Annotated in this window: 18 protein-coding genes; 13 read left to right on the top strand and 5 right to left on the bottom strand. The window is 67.0% G+C overall.

The annotated features are described in order from the left end of the window. The first annotated feature begins 44 nt into the window (after positions 1-44). The 7 genes from ACZ6ZD_RS19125 (at position 45) to ACZ6ZD_RS19095 (ending at position 8,860) form a co-directional block, all read left to right on the top strand. Entirely contained in the window at positions 45-332 is a 288-nt protein-coding gene (locus ACZ6ZD_RS19125; protein ID WP_465673823.1) for a hypothetical protein, read from the top strand. After that, positions 332-904 (top strand): hypothetical protein, encoded by a 573-nt coding sequence (locus tag ACZ6ZD_RS19120; RefSeq protein WP_465673821.1) that lies wholly within the window; start codon positions 332-334, stop codon positions 902-904. The genes ACZ6ZD_RS19125 and ACZ6ZD_RS19120 overlap by 1 nt, the downstream gene beginning before the upstream one ends. Then, the gene (locus tag ACZ6ZD_RS19115; RefSeq protein ID WP_465673819.1) at positions 891-3,674 is read left to right on the top strand and encodes an ATP-binding protein; all 2,784 of its coding nucleotides are present in this window, start codon (positions 891-893) and stop codon (positions 3,672-3,674) included. Before ACZ6ZD_RS19120 ends, ACZ6ZD_RS19115 begins: the two co-directional genes overlap by 14 nt. After that, positions 3,671-5,656: a hypothetical protein gene (locus ACZ6ZD_RS19110; RefSeq protein ID WP_465673817.1), complete on the top strand. Its 1,986-nt coding sequence runs from the start codon at positions 3,671-3,673 to the stop codon at positions 5,654-5,656. The genes ACZ6ZD_RS19115 and ACZ6ZD_RS19110 overlap by 4 nt, the downstream gene beginning before the upstream one ends. Before the next feature lie 6 nt (positions 5,657-5,662). Beyond that, a complete protein-coding gene (locus ACZ6ZD_RS19105; RefSeq protein ID WP_465673815.1) occupies positions 5,663-6,592 on the top strand; it encodes a hypothetical protein in 930 nt (309 codons plus the stop codon). A gap of 198 nt (positions 6,593-6,790) precedes the next feature. After that, positions 6,791-7,756, top strand: a complete 966-nt coding sequence (locus ACZ6ZD_RS19100) for a VldE C-terminal domain-containing protein (protein WP_465673813.1) — start codon at positions 6,791-6,793, stop codon at positions 7,754-7,756. Between the two features lie 291 nt (positions 7,757-8,047). After that, positions 8,048-8,860 carry a M48 family metalloprotease gene (locus tag ACZ6ZD_RS19095; protein ID WP_465673811.1) on the top strand — a complete coding sequence of 271 codons (813 nt, stop codon included), beginning with the start codon at positions 8,048-8,050 and terminating at the stop codon, positions 8,858-8,860. A gap of 304 nt (positions 8,861-9,164) precedes the next feature. Here the strand turns inward: ACZ6ZD_RS19095 and ACZ6ZD_RS19090 are convergent, their stop codons facing one another. Both ACZ6ZD_RS19090 and ACZ6ZD_RS19085 read right to left on the bottom strand, forming a co-directional pair. After that, positions 9,165-10,256, bottom strand: coding sequence for a winged helix DNA-binding domain-containing protein (locus ACZ6ZD_RS19090; protein ID WP_465673809.1), 1,092 nt, complete (start codon positions 10,254-10,256; stop codon positions 9,165-9,167). A 102-nt stretch (positions 10,257-10,358) separates the two neighbouring features. After that, positions 10,359-11,915: a hypothetical protein gene (locus ACZ6ZD_RS19085; RefSeq protein ID WP_465673807.1), complete on the bottom strand. Its 1,557-nt coding sequence runs from the start codon at positions 11,913-11,915 to the stop codon at positions 10,359-10,361. 225 nt (positions 11,916-12,140) lie between these two features. Here ACZ6ZD_RS19085 and ACZ6ZD_RS19080 point away from each other — a divergent pair, with 225 nt between their 5' ends. Beyond that, on the top strand, positions 12,141-14,516 hold the full coding sequence (locus ACZ6ZD_RS19080; protein WP_465673806.1) for a tetratricopeptide repeat protein: 2,376 nt from the start codon (positions 12,141-12,143) through the stop codon (positions 14,514-14,516). On the opposite strand, the gene ACZ6ZD_RS19075 is transcribed toward ACZ6ZD_RS19080, so the two are convergent. The 3 genes from ACZ6ZD_RS19075 to ACZ6ZD_RS19065 all read right to left on the bottom strand — a co-directional run bounded on the left by ACZ6ZD_RS19075 (position 14,460) and on the right by ACZ6ZD_RS19065 (position 17,127). Then, the gene (locus ACZ6ZD_RS19075) at positions 14,460-14,798 is read right to left on the bottom strand and encodes a hypothetical protein (protein ID WP_465673804.1); all 339 of its coding nucleotides are present in this window, start codon (positions 14,796-14,798) and stop codon (positions 14,460-14,462) included. The two genes, ACZ6ZD_RS19080 and ACZ6ZD_RS19075, sit on opposite strands and share 57 nt — an antisense overlap. A gap of 65 nt (positions 14,799-14,863) precedes the next feature. Then, positions 14,864-15,688, bottom strand: coding sequence for an SDR family oxidoreductase (locus ACZ6ZD_RS19070; protein WP_465673802.1), 825 nt, complete (start codon positions 15,686-15,688; stop codon positions 14,864-14,866). Continuing rightward, on the bottom strand, positions 15,685-17,127 hold the full coding sequence (locus tag ACZ6ZD_RS19065; RefSeq protein ID WP_465673800.1) for a flavin-containing monooxygenase: 1,443 nt from the start codon (positions 17,125-17,127) through the stop codon (positions 15,685-15,687). The genes ACZ6ZD_RS19070 and ACZ6ZD_RS19065 overlap by 4 nt, the downstream gene beginning before the upstream one ends. Before the next feature lie 71 nt (positions 17,128-17,198). Between ACZ6ZD_RS19065 and ACZ6ZD_RS19060 the strand changes: the two genes are divergently transcribed. The 5 genes from ACZ6ZD_RS19060 (at position 17,199) to ACZ6ZD_RS19040 (ending at position 23,026) form a co-directional block, all read left to right on the top strand. Next, complete coding sequence (locus ACZ6ZD_RS19060) at positions 17,199-17,786, top strand: TetR/AcrR family transcriptional regulator (RefSeq protein ID WP_465673798.1); 588 nt, start codon at positions 17,199-17,201, stop codon at positions 17,784-17,786. A 137-nt stretch (positions 17,787-17,923) separates the two neighbouring features. Continuing rightward, positions 17,924-19,384, top strand: a complete 1,461-nt coding sequence (locus tag ACZ6ZD_RS19055; protein WP_465673796.1) for a M36 family metallopeptidase — start codon at positions 17,924-17,926, stop codon at positions 19,382-19,384. Positions 19,385-19,423: 39 nt separating this feature from the next. Further along, positions 19,424-20,335: an oxidoreductase gene (locus ACZ6ZD_RS19050; RefSeq protein ID WP_465673794.1), complete on the top strand. Its 912-nt coding sequence runs from the start codon at positions 19,424-19,426 to the stop codon at positions 20,333-20,335. Between the two features lie 58 nt (positions 20,336-20,393). Then, entirely contained in the window at positions 20,394-21,986 is a 1,593-nt protein-coding gene (locus ACZ6ZD_RS19045) for a CocE/NonD family hydrolase (protein ID WP_465673792.1), read from the top strand. Continuing rightward, positions 21,983-23,026, top strand: a complete 1,044-nt coding sequence (locus ACZ6ZD_RS19040; protein ID WP_465673790.1) for a lactonase family protein — start codon at positions 21,983-21,985, stop codon at positions 23,024-23,026. The genes ACZ6ZD_RS19045 and ACZ6ZD_RS19040 overlap by 4 nt, the downstream gene beginning before the upstream one ends. The last annotated feature ends 13 nt before the right edge of the window (positions 23,027-23,039 follow it).

The following is a 23,039-nucleotide window of genomic DNA, read 5'->3' as shown; positions in this document are numbered from 1 at the left end:
GCGACTGGCCGTCGGATTACCGAGGCACCAAGGGAGACACCGCAATGACGACGCACGAACTTGCTGCGAGCGTGGTTCAGCTCGTCGCGCCACTGGCCGACAGCAACGTCCCCACCGGCGCGGACTTCAAGGACTGGGTCCTGGTCATCGCGGGGAACATCTTCATCGCCATCCTCGTGCTGCGCGCGATCGGCCACTACTTCAAGCGTGAGTGGGGCGAGCTGTTCGGCCACATCGCGGCCGGGGTGCTGGTCGGCGGGCTGATCTACGCCAACAACCAGACCATCAACGTGCTCAAGGGCTTCTGGGGATTGCTCTCCGGGGGTAATTGATGCGTGTCGGCCGGACCCTGACCCACCACTTCGAGATCGAGACCCGGCAGTACGACCTGCTCGGGATCGACCTCGGTGAAGGCGCGCGGCGCCGGATGATCATCTTCGGCGCGGTGATCATCCTGCTCTGGATCGCGTTGCTGTTCCCGTTCATCGGCGTCCCGCAGAAGGGCACCGTGAGCCTGTACGTCGTACCGCCGTTCGTGATCACCGCGTTCGGCTGGCGGCCGGGCAAGTTCCACGAGCGGCGCCGCCGGGTGACCGAGTGGGCGCTCGCCGTCCGCTACGCGTTACGCGCGCACCGCCCGATCATCGGGCTCGGCGCCCGGGCCGCCGACAAGACGGAGTACCTGCCCTGGCGGGAGCGCGTCGCGACCCAGAAGGTGGCCAACCTGGCGAAGGCCAGAGTGACCCCGGAGTGGGAGCGCGAGGCCGTGGTGGAGCTGGATCCGATGGTCCGCGCCGGCGCGGACATCACCGTGAACCAGCGCGCCCGGTTGCTGGGCGCCGACCACGTCCGCCGGATCAGCGGCAAGACATCCTCAGGAAGAGGCAGGCATGAAGATCGCTGACAAGCTCCTCAACCTGGTGGGAGTCGGCCGCGAGCGCGGTCTGCCGCCGCCCCGGCTGGTCGCCATCGCCGACGGCCTGCTGGTCACCGAGCGCAGCGCCGAGGCGTGGTTCCTGATCTCGGTGGCCAACACCGACCTGGCCACCGAGGCCGAGCAGGACGCCGCGCTGGACGCCGCGGTCAGCGCCGCCGCGACCATCCTGGGCGACCGGCTCAGCCACCTGAAAGTGGTCTGGGGCCGCTCCACCGGCCAGGACTACCTCGACTCCGTCGCCGGCCACTACCGGCTCGGCGACCACGAGGCCTGGGCGCAGACCCGGGCCGACCGGATCGACGAGATGCGGATGCCCGAGCGGTACGTCGCGCTCGGCGTCCACCTCAGCGACCGCGACCCGCGCGCCACCGCGCAGGTCCGCGGCTCGATCAGCGACGCGCTCGGGACGACGTCCTGGCGGGTCAGCGCCCGCGAGCTCGCCCACCTGGACGAGCGGGTCCGCAAACTCGGCCGCCAGCTCGGATCGACCGTCTGGCGGGCGCACACCGCGCCGGCCGAGGTGATCTCCTGGCTGATCAGCCGCGAGATGCACCGCGGCGCCGTCGCGGCCCCGCGCCGCGGCCTGATCACCGGCGCCTCGCTGGCCCGGCTGACGTCCGGCCGCGTCGTCCCGTACACCGATCACCTGCGCATCTACGACTCGCGCGGCCAGATCGCGGCGTACACCTCTGTCCTGGCGATGACCGACTTCCCCGAGGAGCTCGAGACCCCGGGCGCGGGGGAGTGGCTGCGGACGCTGTCCGAGATCAAGGCGATCGACGACGACGGCGACGAGATCGACGTCACCGTCGAGGCCTCGGTGCGGTTCCGCGTGCTGACCAAGAAGACCGCGCGGCACCTGGTCGACGAGACCCGCAAGAGCGCGAAGGAGCAGCGGCGCTCGGCCGCCAAGGGCACCGCCGAGGAGACCGCCGACGAGATCGTCGAGACCGAGCGGGTGATGCGCGAGGTCAAACGCGACATCAACCGCAGCGGCCTGACCCTGGTCGAGGACCACCCGCGGCTGCTCGTCAGCGCGGACACCCGCGAGGACCTCGAGGCCTACGTCGACGCCGTCATCGCCCACTACGCGGACCGCGGTATCACCGTCGCGACCGGGGCCGACGAACAGCGCGACCTCTGGCTGGAGTCCCTGCCCGGTGACCAGCTGCGGGTGCCCGACCTCGGGCACGTCCGTGAGTCGACGGCGTTCTTCGGCTCCTGGTTCTGGGGCGGCGCCTCGATCGGCGACGCCACCGGCCCGTCCATCGGCTACCTGACCGGCTCCACACCCGGCCTGGTCCGCTTCGACGCCGCCGCCGGTTCCGCGCTCGGCGACGCGACGACGACGCTCTTCCTCGGCCGTTCCGGCCGCGGTAAGACGACCGCGGCCATGCTCGGCGGCCTCGACTCCGCCTTCGCCGGCGCCTGGGTCCCCCTGCTGGATCTGAAGGGTGACGCGGCCGGCGTCTCGGCCGTCGCCGCGGAGTACGGCGTCCCGACGGCTGTCATCGAGATCACCGCGCAGTTCTCCGGCGCCGCCGACCTGCTGCGCGTCCTCCCGGTCGACGACGCCTTGCTGCAGGCGCCGTCCCAGCTGATGCTCCTGCTGCCGCCGCACCTCCGCGGCGCCGCCGAAGCCCCGGTCGTCGCCGCGACCCGCGCCGAGATCCAGTCGCCGGATCCGTCGTCCTGGGGCGTCATCCAGCGCCTGTGCAACTCCGAGGAAGAGACCGTCCGGACGGTCGGCTTCGCCCTCCGCGACCTGGTCGAGACCGGTCTCGGCTCGGTCGTCGCCGGCCCGCCGTCCGGCCTGTCCTCGCTGACCACCAACCCAGGCCTCTGGGTGGTCCAGATGCCCGGCCTGACCCTGCCCTCACCCGAATCGGCCCCGGAGTCCTGGTCCCCGATCGAACGAGTCGGCATGGCCTGCCTCCGCGGCTGCCTGGCCTGGATGATCCGCACCACCGGCCGCCGCGAGTTCCGCGGCCGCTCCAAGGTCGTCATCGTCCCCGAGGTCCACCTCCTCACCAAGACCCCCGACGGCGCCTCCTTCCTCGACTACATCGCCCGAGTCGGCCGCGCCCTGGGCGCCTCCCTGGTCCTCGACACCCAGGACCCGGCGTCCATCCTCAAACTCCCCGGCCTGGTCGAGCAGATCACCACCCTGTTCGCCTTCAGCCTCCGCTCCAAAGAACAAGTCGACTCCCTCCTCGAACTCCTCGGCCGCCCCCAAACGGCCCCCTACCAAACCCTCGTCCGAGGCATCAACACCGCCGCCAACGGCAAATCCATCCGCCACGGCCACTGCATCATGCGCGACCGCTGGGACGAAGTAGCCACCGTCCAGATCGACATCCCCTCCCAACGCGTAGCCGCCCTCCTCCGCACCACCCCCGAATCCGAACACGCCCCCACCACCACCCCACCCGAACCCCCCACCCCGGCCGACCCCTTCACCGAAGAAGACCCCGAAGACCTCATCACCCCCGCCGCCACCGCCACCGCCCAATCCGCGGCCCACACCGCCCTCCCCACCCCACCTCCCGCCCCACCCCACCACCCCCTTCCCCCCCAACCCCCAACCAACGGCACCCCCGCCCCCCGCCACGAATCCCCCATCGGCCCCAACGAGGTCTACGACCAAGAAGCCGACCACCCCGCCTACAACGAAGCCATGCACACCCCCACCCCACCCCCCGACGACCGCCCCTCCAAAAAGGAGCACGTCGCATGAAATGGCAGCGCCGAGCCCGCACGGCGCTGACCGTCCTGGCCCTCTGGACCATCGTCAGCAGCCAGATCGCCCTGGCCGCCGACCCCGACCAGGGCCCCACCAACCCCACCGGCTTCGCCGACCTCCTCCCCACCCCCGACCTGACCCACGGCGACACCCGAACCCTCTTCGAGCAATACAGCCCGATGGACTATGGGCTCGACTTCGACACGGGCCTGTCGAACACGTTCAACATGATCTTCAACGGCTACGCGTCGATCGTCATGATGTACGTCCTGGCGATCACCCGCGCCGCGATCTCGGTCGGCTGGTGGCTGTTCTCCTTCACCGACGTCAAGCCGCTGACTGACGCCACCTCGGCGACGATCGGTGCGACAGGGACTCAGCTGGCCGGATGGTTGTTGCCTTCGGCACTCGCGTTCGGTGCCGTTGTCGCGTATACGCAACGCCGCGCTACGGGTAGCGCGATGGGGCAGCTGGTCTGGGTTTTCGTTGCGGGTCTGCTCAGCGTCAGTTTTGCGGTCGCGCCGGCCACTTGGTTGCGTGGCGTCGATGGCGCACGTCAGCTCGGAGCCGGGGCAGTCATGACGGCTTCATCAGATGCGTTGGGGCCCACAAGCCAGAGCCCGATTCCCTGGCCTGAGCCAGGGTTCACGGGCACTCCACGCGACACCTTGCTGCGTAAGTCGGCAGATGCGAGCTGGCGGGGCTTCGCGGTAACGCCTTGGTGCATCGCGGAGTTCGGGTCGATCTCGGCGTGCGAGCGATACGGCAAGGGCATGCTGACCGCGGGTGTCAGTCATGACGCGAGGAACAAGTACGTCGACAGCGTGATCGCGCCGGCTGAGGGTGGCGATGACTCCCCGACTGTGCAATGGATCAAGGGCGAGAATCCATTTGGGCGTGTCGCGGTCGTCATGATCGCGGCGATCGTCGCGACCTTGTTCGGTTTTCTGAACATCGGCCTGGCGTTCACGGCGTTGATGGCTTTCATCGGGGCGTTGTTGCTGTTGGTCGTGGGTGTGTTCTTCGCCTGTCTGTGGATCATTCCGGGTCGTCCCCGGCAGTGGGGGATGAACTGGTTCGAGGCGTTGGTCGGGCTGGTGCTCCAGTCGTTCCTGGCGATGCTTGTGTTCGGCACCGCGCTGACTCTCGTGACCGCGGTGTTCACTCTGTCGGGCCCGCTGGGATGGCTTCCGGTGACCGGCTTGGCGATCGTGGTGCTGCTCGTCGGATTCAGGCTTCGCCGGCTGCTGGACAATCTCACGACGATGATGCGGCCTGGCTCGGGCAGCATGATGCTCGGCGGGATGGCGCGACGCGGCGCGACCACTGCCATCAGGCGACTCGCCGGCATGCTCGGAAGCCGTGGCGCTGCACCGCAACCCGCGGAGCGGACACGGGATCGCAGGAGCGGCGTCGAATCCTCGCCGCAGCGGGTGTCTTCGGTTCGGGTGTATCGACAGGCTCCGGTAGTCGGTTCGTTGGGACGCGGTTCGGGGAGCTCGCCGTATGAGCTCACGAGCGGCGCCGGTCGGCGGAGCGATGGGCCGGGTAGCGGCACGGCTGGTTTGGACACTCAGGGAGCGGGCGGACGTCTTGCGGCGGCTGCAGCGCCTGGCAGCGCCAGCTCTGCGCTGAATCTTGCGCGATCCCGTAGCCAGAGCAAGAACGAAGGCAGACGCACTATCTCCGTGACGACGGCAGGTGTCGCGTCGGCAGGAACGGCGTCTTCGTCAGGTGGCTCGCGCAGTTCCGCCGAGGCTCCAAAGGGGCGTCATTCGCGACGTTCCGTGTCCGCGCCGGCCAGTGAGAGCAGGTTCGAGCCTCGTATCCACTCGTCGTCGGCAAGTCTTCGTGAAGGCCCACCCAAGGCGCAACGTGTACGGCGAAGGTCGCCTGGCTCGCAGCAGCGGACATTCCGCGAGTACTCCGCTGTGACCAAGGACGGCGTGACCGTGCACGTTCCGACGCGCAGGTGATACCGGATGGCACGTAGACGACGCTCACCTGGGGACCGCCGCGAGGGCGGCTCGACGCCTCGCCACCGCAACGACGCCTCGAACCAGTACGACGCTGAGGACGAGTCGTACTCCGAGCCGCGTCGTCCGGAGGCTCCGGACGGTTGGCGCTCGCTGATGAGCTCTGACTACGACTACCCGGACGAGCTCGACGAGCTCAGCCGCCGTGAGCGACGACGAGCCAAGCGGGACTGGCGCCGCGACGATCACGCGCAACGTATGGCCTGGCTGCGAAATCAGCGTCAGACAGAGCCGACCAGTCCGGCGATCATCGTTGGCCTGGTCGTCATAGTCGCGATCGTCATCCTCGGGCTCGGCGGCGGTCTACCCCGTCTGTTCGGAAGGGACGACTCTGATGGCGCTGGGCCGGTCAACCTGCTGACGCCGGGGCCGTCGGTCGTGCTCCCGACCGCTCCCTCGGGCAGCGGTCAGCCCACGAGTACGGCGACGACGACGCAGGTGACGCCGCCGCCACCGCAGACACAGCGACCGTCCGGTACTTCGGTGACGCAGGCCAACGAGGTCGTCAGCGCTTGGGCCAAGGCGTTCTACACCCGCGATCCCGGCAGCGAAACCTACGCGGCCTTGGTCGCGAAGTGTGCGATGTACACGACGCCGGACGTCGCGTCGAGTTTCAGCTCGGCCGGTGACCCGACGTACGACACCTTGAAGAACGACGGCGGCAAATCCAGCGTCCTTGCCGCGCCGGTCACCGCACCACCCGCGACCGCGGATGCCCCCGTGGACACCCCGGAACGGATCACGCGATTCGTCAAGGTCACGATCAGCGTGACCGGCAAGCGACCACAGCAGTTCGACGTCCCCCTGCTCATCACGCTGAGCGCCCAAGACAACCAATGGCTCATCAGCGACGTGTCCGGTGGTACGGGACCATGACAGTCGGAGGCCGCGATGTTCGATGAGCGTGATCTCGGGCGTGGGCTGCTGTCCTTCGGGAGCCGAGGCCTCTTCGCGAAGGCCGCGGTCGCCCTGGCCATGGTCGGAGTGGTGAGCTTGTTGGTACTCGCGCCATTCGGAGGCGGAACCAAATCTCAGGCCGCATGTCTTCCTGGTCTACCCGGTCAGGGCGGGGGTGTGCAGCCGAAGGGGCCACTGCGGCAGGTGCAGGTCGGGTTCGCCCAGCTGATCGACCAAATCGCGCAGGAGCGAGGGCTGCCGGGGAAGGCGACCCTGATCGCGATCATGACCGCTCTGGTCGAGTCGGAGCTGCAGAACCTGAATTACGGGCACGCGGACTCGGTCGGGCTTTTCCAGCAGCGGCACCTTGCGGGCTGGGGATCGCGCGACGACATCATGAATCCCGTTTATTCGATCAATGCGTTCTTCGGTGGTGACGATCCGCCGTCCCCGCCCGGCCTGGTCGATATCAACGGGTGGCCGTCGATGGCGCTCGGTGACGCGGCCCAGAAGGTACAGGTGTCGGCGTTCCCAGACCGATACGCACAACGCGAGAACGATGCCAGAAGCATCGCTTCCGAGGCGGGCATCGACTTGTCCCGGTCCGGAAACCCGTACGCCGGTCGCTCCGGTGCGCCGACCGCCGGCTCGGGGGACGGCGTCCTCGACAGCGACGACGACTGCGGTGGCGGCGAAGGAGGCCTGACCAGCGGCCAGCCGGTGAACGGCGTCTGGCCCACCGAACGCCAGAGTGTGACCGACCCGACCGGTACCGGTGGCCTCGTGACCCCCCGCACCGCAGCCTGGGTCGAGGCTGCCCGCAAGAACCTGGGCACCCTCAGCATGAGCTGCTGGGACGCCCACCTCTGGAACCCGGCCAGCGACCACCCCCGCGGCAAAGCCTGCGACATCATGGTCGGCGCCGACGCCAGACGCGCCGCCGCCGCCAAAGCCCGCGGCGACCAGATCGCCAACTGGGCCGTCACCACCGCCGGCCAAACCGGCGTCCGCTACGTGATCTGGTACGGCAAGATCTGGTCTTCCCGTCGCGGCACCTGGATCCCCTACAACGGCGGCGGCGTCTACGTCCCCACCGACGCAACCGGCGGTCACTTCGACCACGTCCACGTGTCGATGTGGTAGCTATGTACGACCGCCCGACGACAGAAGGAACAGCCCATGACCGGCCCCGGTGAGCCCGACAATCAGCCTGGCCATGGGGAGCCGAACTCAGCATGGGGAGCCGTTCCTCCCGGCCATCCAAGCGGGCATCCGAACATTCGTCCCCAACAACCGTGGGGTCAGCTTCCGGTCCCTTCCGGGCAGCCCTACGAAGGGCAGACTCCACGGCAGGGGCTGCCGGAGCCGTCTGCGTGGACTGCATTGCTGTCCGCTGTTCCGTGGTTCTTCTGGAGCTTGGTTCTCGTTGTTTGGTTGGCCAACGCGATCGGCTTTCCCCAGGGCTGGATCGTCGTCATCCTGTGGGTCTTGTCGGCTGCCCTGATCTTTCTGCCCGGCACTGAGGACCTGCTCGCGAGGTATCTGTTCCGGCTGCGGCGACCGACGCTGGTGGAGATGCAGCGCTTGGGGCCCGCGTGGCAGCAATTGCTGCACCGGGTGGCGATGCCTGAAGGTCGTTTCGTCTTGTGGATCCAGGACTCGGAAGAAGTCAATGCGAGTCCGACGCCCGGCCATACGGTCGCGGTGACGAGATGGGCGCTGTACACGCTGCCTCCTCAGCACCTGGAGGCTGCGTTGGCGCACGAACTGAGTCATCATCTCGGCGGACGGGCTTGGCTGAGCCTCATCAACTTCTGGTACTCGATACCAGCTCGCGGGGGATTGATCGTCGTTCGGGCGATCGCGCGACTGATGCGTCGAGTCCCCGCGCTCGGCTGCGCGGTGGTCGGCTTCCTGGTTCTTGCCTACGCCGGAATTGCCTTGGTCGTCTTCACCTTCGACCACGGCTACATCTGGCCGTTGCTCTATCTGACACCGTTTGTCGCGCCCCCCTTGCTGGCCTTGCTGAGCCGTTGGCAGGTCAAGGAAGCCGACCGGAAAGCTGCTCTGCTCGGTTACGGGCCGCACTTGGTGCAGGCGCTCTACGGCTGGCAGATGCAGCACCAGGATTCGCTGGGGCGCGACACCGGCCGCCGTGCTCAAGTCATGGCGAGCACGCCACCGCTCATCGAACGAGTCCACACGATCGAAAGGGCAGGCGGCGTTCCTCCACAGACCTGGAGCTGAAAGCGCGTCCGGGACCCGTCGACCGGGGAGCGCTCGACCACACCGGTGACTCCGAGGAAGGTTTCGCCTTTCAGGTTGACGGCCGTTGGCGCCGAGGTCGCGTCCATCACCGGCAACGGCGGATCGCAGAGTTTCAACTGGCCCGTCCCAAGCGCCTCGACGACGCGACCACTACCTGGATGAACTTGTGGATCTGGCGCTCTCCGGTGTTGCGATCTCCTTGCGTGTCGTCGATGAGAGCGAGAACTACTTCGGCGCATCACGGAGCGCAGCTGTCGGCCGATCCCGTGATCCGGCGATTCGGTTAGGGGGTGAGGATTTTTACTTCGGGGGTGGCGGTGGGGTTGGTGAAGGTTAGGAGGTGGTGGGCTTCGGTGGTTAGGGGGGTGGTGGTGGATTTGGGGAGGGGGGTTAGGGGGGTGATTTGGAGGTGGGCTTGGGATTTGGTGTTTTTGGTGAGGCGGTAGGTGGCGGCTACTTGGCCGTTGTGGAGGACGGTGCCGGAGGAGAAGAGGGACTGGAGGCGTTTGGGGGTGGGGGTGAAGCGGGAGCGGTCGGCGTGGGAGATGAGGAGGTTGTCGTATTCGGGGAGGAAGCGGATGGGGGGTTCGGTGTCGGGGTCGGGGAGGGTGAGGTGGGGGAGGTCGTAGAGGGTGCGGTTGGAGTCTTCGTCGGTGTAGGTGCGGAGGTCGAGGCGGTCGAAGATCTCGGTCAGGTGGGTGAGGCCGGACCAGGTTTGGGCGTCCATGACGGAGGCGGGGCCGTAGGCGGCCAGGTAGCGGAGGACCAGGGACTCCGGGTCGGGGTTGGGGTCGAGGGGGGCGTCGAGCCAGAGTTCGGGGAGGGACATGGCGGGGTTGCCGCCTTTGCCCCAGATGCCGCGGGGCGGGGTCTGAATGGTGGGGAGCAGGCAGCGGATGGCGTGGGCGAGGGCCGCGGGGTCGCGGTCGGGCCAGAGCGGGGCCAGGTGTTCGCGGAGCTGGACGGCGGTGGCGGGGCTCTCGGTGATGCGGTCGATGCCGGCTTGGAGGACGGCGGGCATGTCCAGGCCTTCGAGGCGGTGCCGGCCGAAGGTCATGTTCTGGAAGACCTCGCGGTCCAGGCGGGGCTGGATGAGCGGGCGGAACGCGAGGAAGTCGCGGCCTGACATCAGGTGGATGGTCGCGCGCATCATCGAGCCGCGGATCGCCTGGCGGGACTCGAGCAGGTCGACGAGCTCGTCCTGGTGGAAGTTGTTGAGTCGCGTCCAGAGGCCGACGTACGGCGCCAGCGGCTGCTGGGCCTGCATGCCGACGAGGTGCTCGATCGCCTCGTAGGCGGTCGCGTCGTGGCGCTCGAGGAGCCACTGACGGTGGAGGGTGGCGCGGTTCTGGGCCTGCAGGCTCAACTTCGACATGGCAGATCTTCTCCCGGCGATCGGTTCATTCGCGAGATTTCCGCGTCTACTGTGTTCTCGCGGCGCTGCGGTAACTCAATTTGGCTATCGCGTTACAGAACGTCACAGTGCCTGCGAGTAAGTAAGCGCGGCCGCGATCACGAGCAGGGCTGGAAGACCGACGGACTCGCCGGGATCGCATTCGGCTGCCCTGCGCACACGCTTCGATAGGGAGCGGCCGCTCCACTGCTTCGCGATCTGAGTTGCCCGTCGAAGCGCCTCATGGTCGTTCGCAACTTCATTGAGGAGGTACGACTCCAACGAGATCAGAACGTCGGAGACCAGTTGCACGTCGGAGCTCGGGCAATGGCGTTCGAGCAGATCCACCATCTGTCTCGCGAACTCGATGTCGCTATTGGCCTCCTGAATGGTAATGAACGCCAGTTGCCGACGAAGGTTGACCAGTTCGTGCTCGAAGTCTGGCGGCGCTGCAGTGGGGTTCTGTCGAATCCAGCGGCCGATCGCGACATCGAAGTCCAAGCGATCTTGCGTGGACAAGAACGTCCCATCTGGATGAGGTAGAGGTGCCTCGTTGCTGAGGAAGGTATCTATCCATGCTTGGTGGAGTCCGAATGTTTCGAACACCGCTCTGATGTCATCGTCTGAACTATCCTGCCCCAAGTCCGGCGCATCGGGCTCGGCGAAGAGAAGATCGTCTGGAGCTGGTGGTCGTCCGTGTTGCTCTTCGAACCTCTGCGACTGCCGACGTAGCAGATGAGAAACAGTAGGGCTGACGTTCATTACGCGATGCGACCGCGTCAGGACCTGACGGTGGCCTCGCGCAAGCGCTAGAGGAATCAGGTCGGTTCCTGGCCCGCTGTGCCAGCGGCGGTCCTCCTGCGCGACGCCCTGATAGATAGCTGGTTGCATCAACAGCCGGCTCAACGTCGCTTCGGCGTCGAACGCCTGGGCGTCGGCGTCTATCAGGGTGTCCACAATCGGGACTAGGGGTGAGTCCTCAGCTAGGCCTAGCGCCCAAGCTGTGGCCCGTTCATCGAGGATCGTGACGTCCGCTTCGTCCTTTGCGACTAGCGCAGCGTAGAGACCGATAAGCATCAATCCGCCGTGTCTGCGAATTGGGAGGTCTGCCCGCTCTAGGAGAAGCATTCCGTCCAGAACATGAGTCAGGCATGAGTCTGCCGGGGTGTCCGTGTTTCGTAGATCTGCCAGGAGCTCGCGGGCCCGCTTGATGAACTTCTTCGTGGGGGCAGGGACATCGCTCTCCGGGACTCGGAGGAACCGATCGCCGTCAAGACAAGCTGACGGATGCAAGCCCTTCGGCAGTGGTTTGCGATCCAGGCCCGCGGACTCGAGTCGCTCGGCGAGAGCATAGAGCACCTCGCCCGAATCGACTGGCAAGTTGAGCTCATGGCCGAGCCGAATGGTTTCGTCCACGACTCTCTCGACGTCTGTCCAGAGGGGAGTGTCGCGTAGCTTCCGGAACCAGGCGGTACGGGCGTTTCCGAACTGGTAGGCGTCGGTAAAGCCCCTTGGAAAGGCGACACCGAGCAGGAGAAGGTCAAGCGAGTCGAGATCGTCGAGCCAGTCCGGCGCGGTGTCCTCACCAGAAGCTAAGGCAAGTGCCGCATACCCAGTTGCGTAGGCTTCCGCGATAGTCATTCGCCGCGACGAGTCAAGTCGCACAAGTCGGTGCAAGGCCTGGTCTGCTGAAGTGAGAGCCACGTCCATACCAGCCAGTGGTGGACGCTGCTTCGGCTTCCTGGGTCGGCTACCTCTGGCTTTGCCCACTAGATATCTCCCAACCGGCCCTGGACCTGCTCCGCTACTCCTCAGATATCGTAGGTCGCCAAATGGAGGGCTTGTCGATCGGAGGCTGAGGGCCAGGTGGAGTCTCGTAATGAGATCGCTGGCGATATCGAGGGAGTCGCACTCCAGATCGGCACCAATCACGGCCTGATCATGGTCAACAGTGCCAATTCATCGGGCTACCTGCGTGATCCCAGCGCTTGGCCGAGGGCCAGCGAGTGGAATGCGCTGGCCGCGGGGGTCCATGCAGCCCGAGACGAGACCACGAGTGATGGTGTCCCGCCCTACGTGACTCGCGATGTCGATCAGGAGCTTGATCGTCGATTGGCCTTGGCGTCCGCCCGTGGCGGACTGATTCTGCTGCTCGGCCAATCAGCATCCGGCAAGTCGAGGACCGGTTTCGAGGCGTTGCGCAGGATTCTCCCCGATCACAGAGTGGCCACACCCGCAGAACGGACCGATCTGCAGATCGTCCTTTCCGCCGTCGAGAAGACACAGACTCCATGCGTTCTCTGGCTAGATGAGCTGGACGTCTTCCTTGGCTCTGGTGGGCTGGACCACAACATGCTCAGCGCCTACGCAGCGCGCGGGGTTCCAATCGTGGGCACAATTCGGACTCAGCGATTCCTCAGCTACGGCAGCAAGCGACGTCGCGCCGATGCTGACCCACTGCTTCGTCAGATGGCTATGCTCGAAGAACGAGTACTGAATATGGCTCAGCCCATCGATCTCGCGAGCCGGTGGTCCGAGTCGGAACTCCGGAGGGCCACGGAGCAGAGCGACCCACGCGTCCAGGCTGCATTGGCTCAGCACGGCTTGTACGGCGTCACGGAGTATCTCGTTGCGGGCCCTGCGATCTGGGACGAATGGCGTCTTTCGGGGGATGTCGGTGGCCACCCCAGGGGTGCTGCAATAGTCGCGGCGGCGGTCGACCTCGCTCGAACTGGACTGGCAGGACCGTATCAGCAGGAGCTTGTGCTGGATCTCCATGAGGGCTATCTCGAGGCCCGCGGCGGCGCGCTTCTGCGGCCGGAACCACTACCACGAGCGATTGAGTGGGTGACTCGAAGCCGGTACCGCGTCGTCAGTCCGCTGATGCAGGTGAGCTCAGGGCATTGGTATGTCTTCAACTATTTAGTCGATAAGGCCGAACAAATGCAACCCCCGCAGACAATTCCAGATGCCGTGTGGAGGTCTGCGGCCGCGAATGCCCAGGGCACGCAGCGCTTGGACGTCGCCTTGAAGGCGGCTCAAAGCGACACGCCGGTGTCACGCGAGATTGCAGAGTCGGTCTGGCGAGCGGAACTGGTCACGCAAGATGAAGCCGATCGCGGCGTGATCGCCTACAACCTCGGGGTTCTCTGCGCCGGGACTGCTCGGAGTGATGAGGCGACAACGCTCTTCGAACAGGCCGCTCAGGCCGGAGAGCCTCGGGCAGCGTTCAACCTCAGCGTGCTGGCTGGCTTGAGAGGCGATCGCGAGCAGGCGCGACTCTGGAGCCGGTTCGCCGCTGATCTCGACTACCCGCCAGCCTTCTTCCAGGTGGGATTCGATCTGGAGGAGCAAGGGCGAACTGAAGAGGCAGAGAAGTGGTATCGAAGAGGAGCCGAGGCCGGGGAGTATCGCTCTGCCACCCAGCTCGGCACCCTTCTGAGTGACCGCGGGCGCGACGATGAAGCGCAGCTGCTGTACCACCAGGCGGAGGCCGCTGGGGACAAGGTGGCGACCTACAACATCGGGCTTTTCCATCACCTTGCTGGACGCCTGGATCTGGCTGAGGCGCGCTACATCATGGTTGCCGAGGAGGTCCCCGAAGCGGCCCTCAATCTGGGGATGATTCGGGAAGACGCGGACGACACTGTGCAGGCCAAACGGTGGTACGAGCAGGCCGCTGACGCAGACCTGCCAGCAGGAGCCTTGAAACTGGGCGCCTTGCTTGAGGCTGCAGGCGATAGCGCCGGCGCGGAAGAATGCTACGTTCGTGCGGCAAACAGTGGCCACCTTCCGGCGATTCACGTCCTAGCTGACCACCTGTATCGGTTCGGCCGGTTGGCGGAAGCAATTCCATGGCTCTCCGTGGCGTCGTCCCTTGGCGATGCGGTGGCGACCGGGGTACTCGGAGAGGCGCTGATCGAAGACGGTCGTCTTGATCAAGCTATTCCCTGCTTGACGATGGCTGCGGAACAGGGCAATCGGGACGCGGCGTACAACCTTGCGGTCGTCTACGAGCGACTTGGTGAATGGGAGTTGGCGAAGCGCTGGTTCAGGCAGGCTGCCGAAGGGGGCGACAAGGAATCCGCGTTGTGCTTGGCGGATTTGTTGTTCGCAAGCGGCGACATCGCATCGGCTGCCTGGTGGATCCGACGAGGGCGCCTGATGCGGGAGAATCTCGTGAGGTCAGAGGGTGATGTTTCCGTGGACATCACGGACCTGAACGACCTTGCCACTGACTGACCCAGAGACCTGGTTGGCGACGCTGCCATGATCGCCTCTTTGTTCCGAGGCCCACAGCGTGCGCAGAGTTTTCGCAAACTGCGGATCGCTATGCTCTGCTCTTGCCAACTCGGACGCCAATCCTTCTACCTCGATGGGCGCAGCGCCGGTTGCTTGAGCCGCTTCGAGGGCAGCTCTCGCTTCGGCGCGAGATGCAAAGGCCTGTTTTACCAGCTCGTACATCGACTTCGTTGCGTTGCCCGCTAGCGCAGAAGCAATCGACACCAGGACTGGATCGAGCATCGGTCCACCTCCATGATCTGGTCGCCTGAGAGTACCAAGTGCAAGGACCGACTCGTGCGCCTTGCTCAAGTGCGGTGCAAGGTTCGAGATTCCGCAAAACGGGCGACGCGCGTGACGTAGTCGGCTCGTCTGTCCGAGCTCGTGTGCAGGCCGCGGTCGTCGCCGGCGAGGCGGCGGGCGTGGGACATGACGGTGGTGGGGACGAGGCCGTCGAGGAGTTTCCAGCCGCCTAGCCAGCGCGGGACGGCGAGTTCGGGCTGTCGGGTGCGGCAGGTGCGCAGTACGGCGGCCGCGACGTCCTCGGGGTCGACGGTGGGGAGGATGCCGCCGAGGCGGACGCCGGAGGACAGCGAGGTGCGGACGGCGGACGGGAGGACGGCGCTCGCGGTGACGCCGGTGCCGTGCAACTCCCGGCGGACGGCGGCGGTCAGGCCGACTGCGGCGTACTTCGAGGCGTTGTAGACGGCCATCCCCGGGAAGGGGATCTTGCCGGCGATCGAGGCGATGTTGACGATGTGGCCGTGGCGGCGGTCGAGCATGCTGGGCAGGACGAGCCGCATGCCGTGGATGAGCCCCCACACGTTGACGTCGAGCGTGGCGCGGCTGAGCGCGTCGTCCTCGTCGACGAAACTGCCGAGCGGCATGACGCCCGCGTTGTTCACCAGGACGTCGATGTGCCCGTGCTGCTCAAGTACGTCGTCCACCCACACGCCGAACGAGTCGCGCGACGTGACATCCACCTGCCGGATCACCTCCGATCCCGCCGGGTCCAGGTCGGCGGGGTGGACGGTGGCGCCGGCGGTGGTGAAGGCGGCGGCGGTGGCTTGGCCGATCCCGCGGGCGGCGCCGGTGACGAGAACTACGGCGCCGGTGAGGGGGAGGGGTTTCATGGGGTTGCCTCCGGCTGGGGGGTGGCTTTGTAGTGGGTGGGGGTGAATTGGGATAGGTGGTGGCGGAGGTGGGGGGTGGAGTGGGGGTAGTTGAAGGAGTTTTGGCCGGTGGGGTCGTGGTAGTAGCTGGTGCAGGCGCCGGTTTCGTAGACGGTGGTGCGGAGGGCGGCGCGGGTGGCGGTGACGAAGGCTGCTTGGGCTTCGGGGCGGACTTCTAGGGTGCCGTGGGGGTGGTGCCGGAGGGCGGCGAGGATGTGGTCGAGCTGGGCTTCGAGGATGGTGAAGGCGGAGGTATGGCCGGTGCCGAGGTTGGGGCCGAGGAGGTTGTAGAGGTTGGGGTAGCCGGTGACGGTGGTGCCCAGGTAGGCCTGCGGGGAGCCTTGCCAGGTGTCGGCGAGGGAGGTGCCGGCGCTGTTGTGGACGATCCTCGCGATAGGCAGGTCGAGGATCTTGAAACCGGTGCCGAAGATGACGACGTCGGCCTCGATCTTGGTGCCGTCGGCGCCGATCACGGCCGAGCCGTCGAAGGAGGCGACGGCCGTGGGGTGGACGGCGACGTTCGGCGCCGCCAGCGCCGGGTAGTAGGTGTTCGACATCAGGATCCGTTTACAGCCGAGCGTGTACGTCGGCGTCAGCACGGCCCGTAAGGTTGCCGAGGGCACCGATCGTCGCAGGTGCAGGCGGCCGGCGGCTTCGACGATGCGCATCAGCCGCGGATGGCGGAACCCCAGCCCCAGCACCTCCATCCCCAGGTACTCCGCCTGCCGCAGCAGCCGTTGCGCGACCGGGAACCGGCGGAACAACCACCGCTCCGCGCGCGGGACGTAGTGATCCGGCTTCGGCAACACCCACTGCGCCGTCCGCTGAAAGACGTGCAGCGACTCGACCTCGGGCTGGATGGCCGGGATGAACTGCACCGCCGAAGCGCCCGTCCCGATCACCGCAACGCGCTTACCGGCCAGAGAAACCGAGTGGTCCCAGCGCGACGAGTGAAAGACCGGTCCGTCGAAGGACCCCGGGATCGCCGGCATCAGCGGCTCGTGCCACGGCCCGGTCGCCGTGATCAGCACCCGCGCCTCCAGCGGCCCGTCCGACGTCTCCAGAACCCATCGCGAGCCCGACCAGTCCGCCCGCAGCAGCTCGACCCCGAGGCGCAGATGCGGCAGGACGCCGGACGCCGTCGCCGTGTCGACCAGGTACTGCCGAATCTCCTCCTGCCCGGCGAACGCGCGCGTCCACGACGGGTTCGGCGCGAACGAGTACGAGTACAACGCCGACGGGACGTCGCACGCGCACCCCGGATAGGTGTTGTCGCGCCACGTCCCGCCCAGCGCCGGGGCCTTCTCCAGTACGGCGAAATCCGTGACCCCCGCCTGCCGCAGCCGGATCGCCGCGCCGAGGCCCGACGCACCCGCGCCGATGATCACCACGTCCATCATCAGGACCACCTCCAAAAACCGACGGTATCTGAATACCAATGGAATGCCAATAGCCCACTAGAGTGCGGTCCATGGCGAGGATGACCCGCGCGGAGAGCCAGGCGCAGACCCGCGAGACGCTGGTCGCGACGGCGACCGACCTGTTCCTCAAGGACGGGTACGCCGCCACGTCGCTGGAGAAGGTGGCCGACGAGGCGGGGTTCTCCAAGGGCGCCGTCTACTCGAACTTCCGGAACAAGGACGAGCTCTGCCTGGCCGTCGTGGACGCGATCCGCGCCGATCAGGCGCAGAAGATGGCGACCGCGCTCGAGGGCGCCAGGACGCTGGAGGAGATGCTCGCCGGGTTCGAGCGCTGGGCCGAGGCAACGATCGGCGACGTCGGCTGGACGACGTTCGAGGTGGAGTTCTCGGTCCGCTCCCGGCAGGACGAGAGCATCCGGCTGGCGTTCGCCGAGCGGAACCTGGCGATCCGCGAGGTGGTCACCGCGCTGCTCGAGGAGCATGCGCGCGAGTTCGGGATCACGCTGCCGATGCCGGCCGCGGACTGCGCCACCGCGCTGCTCAGCCTCGGCGTCGGGCTCGGCGTCCAGCGGGCGATCGACCCGCAGGTCGGGGTCGCGGTGCTACCGCGCGTGATCCGGCTGCTGGCCGGCGGCTGAGCAAGGATTTCCCTTGCCGCGCCGAATCCATCGGAACTTCTGCTTCCCACCGGCCACCGAACCGAACTAAGGTCTCGACGGATCGTAGTGGTTGCGTCACGCAACCCGAACGAATCGCCGACTGTGGGAGGGAACGTATGTCGAAACGCCGCAAGGCGATCGTGGCCGTCACCGCCGGGCTGGCCACCATCTCACTCGGGCTGTCCTTCACGAGCGCTGCGGGGGCAGCGCCGGAGGCCGCGACCAGCCTGGGTGACCTGAAGCTGATCAAGACCAAGACGTCGCTGCTCGGCAAGCACTACTGGTACCAGCAGACCTTCAAGGGCCTGCCGGTGATCAACGGGTACTACGCGAAACACGAGTCCAAGGCCGGGGTGCAGATCGCCGACGGCCGGGACGCCGTCCCCGCGAACCTGGACGTCTCGGCCGCGCTGCCCGCCGCCGGTGCGACCACCAAGGCGAACGACGCGATCAACGCGCGCCGCGCCCGGGCCCGGATCGCCGGCACCGAGAAGGAGGCCGAGCGGATCCCGGCCGCCACCCAGGGCGCCGCGCAGCTCGCGGTCGTCGGCGGGCCGAACGCGCGCCTGGTCTGGGCGGTCACCAGCCGCTCCGCCGAGGGCGCCAGCCGCTCGCTGGTGGACGCCGACAGCGGTGCGATCGTGGAGTCGAAGGTGATCACCGACCACGCCACCGGCCGCGGCTCGGTCTTCGACCCGAACCCGGTGGTCAGCGAGCAGAACGAGCAGCTCACCGACAACAACGACAAGAACAGCGACGAACTGTTCCTGGCGCAGAAGAACGTGCTGCTGCGCAATCTCGACGGCTCCGGCAAGCTCAACGGCACCTACGTCAACATCAAGGAAGCCAAGGGCGGCGTCGCCGAGAACAAGAACAACAACTTCGTCTACCAGCGCGCGAACGACAAGTTCGAGCAGGTGATGGCGTACTACCACGTCAACCAGACGCAGGAGTACATCCACTCGCTGGGCTTCACCGAGGTGAACAACGAGTCCCAGGACTTCGCGATCAACACCTTCGCCGGTGACAACTCGTTCTACGACCCGTCGATCGACAAGATCACGATGGGCGAGGGCGGCGTGGACGACGGTGAGGACGCCGAGGTCATCTGGCACGAGTACGGCCACGCGATCCAGGACGACGTCGTCCCGGGCTACGGCGAGTCCCTGCAGGCCGGCGCGATCGGCGAGGGCTTCGGCGACTACTGGGCCGTCACAATGTCGGTCCCGGTCAGCAACGGGTTCGAGCTGCCCTGCGTGATGGACTGGGACGCCACGTCGTACACGTCCACCGAGCCGCACTGCCTGCGCCGGACCGACACCGGCAAGACGACCGACGACATCGTCGGCCAGGTGCACGACGACGGTGAGATCTGGTCGAACGCGCTGTGGGACATCCACAACGCGCTCGGCCGGGAGAAGGCCAACAAGGTGATCCTCGAAGGCCAGTTCTTCTACGCGCCGGACACGTCGTTCGCCGACGCGGCCCGCGTCACGGTCCAGGCGGCGCGTCTGCTCTACGGCAAGCCGACCGCACAGCAGGTGACGGACGCCTTCAAGGCGCGCAAGATCCTCTGAGCGACCACTCCAGGTCATGCACCCGCTACGGTGGGCCGCATGACCTGGAGTACCGCCGACATCCCAGACCTGACCGGACGACGTACGCTGGTCACCGGCGCCACCAGCGGCCTCGGCTACGAGACGGCCAAGGTTCTGCTGGAGCGGAACGCCGAAGTCCTGCTGGCGGCTCGTAACCCGCAGAAGACCGCTGAGGCCGCGGTTAGCCTGACGAAGGCGACCGGCAAGGTGCCGCGGACGGTAGAGCTCGATCTGGCCGATCTGGCCAGTGTGGAGCGGGCGGCGTCCGAGGTGGCGCAGAACTACGACGGCCTCGACATCCTGGTCAACAACGCCGGTGTGATGGCGACGCCGTACCGGCAGACCATCGACGGGTTCGAGCTGCAGATCGGCACCAACCACCTCGGCCACTTCGCGCTGACCGGCCGCCTGATGCCGCTGCTCGCCAACGGGCGTGTGGTCACGGTCAGCTCGTTCATGCACAAGTCGGCGCTGGGCCTCCAGGAGGCGGATCTCCGGCAGTCCGCGGCGAACTATTCCAAGTGGCCGCAGTACAGCAAGTCCAAGCTCGCCAACGTGCTCTTCATGCTCGAGCTCGGTCGGCGGGTGCCCACGATCCTGAGCGTCGGCGCGCACCCCGGGTACGCCTCGACCCACCTCCAGGCCGCCGGTCCTGAGCTCGCGGGCCGGCGTCTGCAGGCCAAGGTCTGGGCCGGTCTGAACCTCTTCGCCCAGTCCGCCGCGGCCGGCGCGTGGCCGAGCCTGTACGCCGCCACCCGCCCCGATCTGCAGCCGGGCGCGTACGTCGGCCCGAGCTTCCTCGAGTACCGCGGGACGCCGAAACTCGTCCGCCCGACCCGCCTCGCGCAGGATCCGGCCCTCGCCGAACGCCTCTGGGCCTGGTCGGTCGAGGCCACCGGGATCGACCCGGCACGCACCGTGTCGAGCTAGTGACACAGCGGCAACGCGCACGTTACCCTTTGGTAATTTCCGAGCCGGAGGTCGTCCCGTGCGCAGAATCGCCGCCGCCCTAGCCCTCGCTCTGCTGGCCGCACTCGCGCTCGGCCCGCCCGTCCAGGCGGCTCAGCCCGGCTTCAGTACGTCGTACCAGCGCATCCAGGGCGCCGGCGGCATCCAGATCGGCGCGGTCGTGCTGACGCCGACCGGCCAGGGGAGCGGCCCGTTCCCGCTGGTCGTCATGCCCTCCAGCTGGGGTGTGCCCAACCTGGAATACGTCGGTCAGGGCGCGAAGCTGGCCAAGGAGGGCTTCCAGGTCATCTCCTACACCAGCCGCGGCTTCTGGGACTCCGGCGGCGGCATCGACATCGCCGGCCCGCCGACCGTTGCCGACGTCTCCAAGGTGATCGACTGGGCCGCGCTGCACACGCCCGCCGACACCAGCAAGGTTGCCGCGGTCGGCATCTCGTACGGCGCCGGGACGTCGCTCCTCGCGAGCGCCGAGGACCCGCGGATCAAGGTGGTCGGCGCGCTGAGCGGGTGGGCCGACCTGATCAAGTCGATCAACCCGAACGAGACGGTGTCGCTTCAGGCCGTCGCGGGTCTGCTGGCCGCGGCCAATGTCACCGGCCGGCCCGGGCCCGAGGTGCAGTCGCTGCAGTCCAAGTTCGTCACCGGCCAGTGGGACGCAGCAATTGCCGAGGGCAAGCAATTGTCACCGGTCCGCTCCGCGCAGACGGTCGTTGCCAAGATCAACCGGAATCGCCCGGCGGTCTTCCTCGCGAACGCCTTCGAGGATTCGATCTTCCCGCCCACGCAGTACACCGACTTCTTCACCGCGCTCACCGGGCCGAAGCGGCTCCTGTTCGCACACGGCGACCACGCCGTCCCCGAAGTCCCCGGCGCGATCGGCCTGCCCAATGAGACCTTTGACGAACTGGTCTCCTGGATGCGCCACTACCTCACCGGCGCGGACAACGGCGCGGACGCCGAACCGCCGGTGCAGCTCAAGTCGCAGCGCAACGTCTGGCGCGGCTACCCGAACTGGGCCGCCGTCGGCGAGCCGAGGACGACATACCTGACCAAGCCGACCGGTGTCATCCCAACTGGTGGACTGCAGACGAATCGACCAGAAACTGCCTGGAACCGGGGGATCGCGGCCGGTGTGCCGACGATCGCGGACAGCGGGATCGCGCTGGTTTCCGGCGTACTGCAAGGTTTGTTGTCGATTCCGACCGGTGTCGCGACCCCGCTGATCGATCGATCATTCGCGGGCGTCTGGTCCGGCCAACCCTACGAACGGAAGACGATCGTCAACGGGTCGCCGGAACTGCACTTCACAGCAACACCCTCCGTAAAGGACACTTCACTCTTCGCGTACCTCTATGACGTCAACGCGCTAGGAGTCGGATCCTTGATCTCGCACAAACCGCTCACACTGCGAGGGGCTACCCCCGGCAAGGCCGTCACGATCGACCTGCGGATGGAGGCCACCAGCTGGGAAGTTCCGGCCGGCAACCGCCTGGTCCTGGTCGTCGACACGGTCGACCCGCGCTACCTCGGCCGGAGCTCCGTCGGCAGCTCGATCACGTTCAGCTCGCCGGCCGGCAGTCCGTCGACCTTGACCGTCCCGGTGGCGGCGTGACGACGACGCGCCGGGGATTCCTCGGCCTCACCGCCGCCGCGATCGCCGCGATCCCGGCCGGGAAGGCGATCGCCGCCGATCCCCGCTACCTGTACTACGGCAAGTACGGCGACGGCGTCGGGATCGCGACGTACGACGCCGCCGGTAAGATCACCGCGGTCAGCACGCTCAAGGGCGTCGCCGACCCGTCGTTCGTGATCCGCTCCGGTAACCGCCTGTACGCCGTCAACGAGCAGCCGACCGGCGCCGTCACCGCGATCGCGATCGATGCCCCCGGCAAGCTTCGACAGATCAACCGGCAGACCAACGGCGGCGCCGCGCCGTGTCACCTGGTCGTTGCCGACGGCCACGTCGTCACCGCGAACTACACCTCCGGCGACGTCGCCGTCCACAAGCTGCGCTCGGACGGCGGGATCGGCAGCCGGACGGATCTGGTCAAGCACCAGGGCTCCGCGCCGCACGCCCATCAGGTCGTCCAGATCGGCCGGTACATCCTGGCCGTCGACCTCGGCACCGACTCGGTCTACACCTACACGCTGACGAACGGGAAGCTCGCGCTCAAGTCCCAGGTGAAGCTGAAGACCGGCGCCGGGCCGCGCCACCTCGCCGTCCACCCGTCGGGCAACTTCGTGTACGTCGCGAACGAGCTCGACAGCACGATCAGCGTGCTCCGGTACGTCGACGGCGTCCTGACCGTCCTGAACACGCAGACGACGGTGCCGTCCGGATCGCCGAAGAACTACCCCGGCGAGGTGATCATCTCCGCGGACGGCCGCTTCGTCTACCTGACCAACCGCGGGCACAACAGCATCGCCGTGTTCGCCGTCAACGGCGACGGATCGACGCTGACACTCAAGGGGACGCCGTCCGCGGGTGGCGTCTGGCCGCGGCACTGCATCATCGACCCGACCGGCCTGCTGATGTTCGTCTCGAATCAGAACTCGGGCAACATCGTCAGCTTCGCGGTCGACCCGCAGTCCGGCGGGCTGACCCAGAAGAGCTCGTTCAGCACCCCGAGCCCAGTGTGCGTCAATGTTTGATTTTGATTGAGGT

It is taken from the genome of Kribbella sp. NPDC104218 (assembly GCF_055584105.1).
Note: the sequence above shows the minus strand (reverse complement) of the source record. Positions and strands in the feature narration are given on the sequence as shown.

What these genes read in the sequence shown, in the direction of transcription:
- ACZ6ZD_RS19050 (WP_465673794.1), top strand. Translation starts at nt 19,424, where the DNA reads ATGACCTGGAGTACCGCCGACATCCCAGACCTGACCGGACGACGTACG.
- ACZ6ZD_RS19055 (WP_465673796.1), top strand. Translation starts at nt 17,924, where the DNA reads ATGTCGAAACGCCGCAAGGCGATCGTGGCCGTCACCGCCGGGCTGGCC.
- ACZ6ZD_RS19120 (WP_465673821.1), top strand. Translation starts at nt 332, where the DNA reads ATGCGTGTCGGCCGGACCCTGACCCACCACTTCGAGATCGAGACCCGG.
- ACZ6ZD_RS19065 (WP_465673800.1), bottom strand. Translation starts at nt 17,127, where the DNA reads ATGATGGACGTGGTGATCATCGGCGCGGGTGCGTCGGGCCTCGGCGCG.
- ACZ6ZD_RS19125 (WP_465673823.1), top strand. Translation starts at nt 45, where the DNA reads ATGACGACGCACGAACTTGCTGCGAGCGTGGTTCAGCTCGTCGCGCCA.
- ACZ6ZD_RS19110 (WP_465673817.1), top strand. Translation starts at nt 3,671, where the DNA reads ATGAAATGGCAGCGCCGAGCCCGCACGGCGCTGACCGTCCTGGCCCTC.
- ACZ6ZD_RS19090 (WP_465673809.1), bottom strand. Translation starts at nt 10,256, where the DNA reads ATGTCGAAGTTGAGCCTGCAGGCCCAGAACCGCGCCACCCTCCACCGT.
- ACZ6ZD_RS19070 (WP_465673802.1), bottom strand. Translation starts at nt 15,688, where the DNA reads ATGAAACCCCTCCCCCTCACCGGCGCCGTAGTTCTCGTCACCGGCGCC.
- ACZ6ZD_RS19060 (WP_465673798.1), top strand. Translation starts at nt 17,199, where the DNA reads ATGGCGAGGATGACCCGCGCGGAGAGCCAGGCGCAGACCCGCGAGACG.
- ACZ6ZD_RS19075 (WP_465673804.1), bottom strand. Translation starts at nt 14,798, where the DNA reads ATGCTCGATCCAGTCCTGGTGTCGATTGCTTCTGCGCTAGCGGGCAAC.
- ACZ6ZD_RS19115 (WP_465673819.1), top strand. Translation starts at nt 891, where the DNA reads ATGAAGATCGCTGACAAGCTCCTCAACCTGGTGGGAGTCGGCCGCGAG.
- ACZ6ZD_RS19105 (WP_465673815.1), top strand. Translation starts at nt 5,663, where the DNA reads ATGGCACGTAGACGACGCTCACCTGGGGACCGCCGCGAGGGCGGCTCG.
- ACZ6ZD_RS19085 (WP_465673807.1), bottom strand. Translation starts at nt 11,915, where the DNA reads ATGACTATCGCGGAAGCCTACGCAACTGGGTATGCGGCACTTGCCTTA.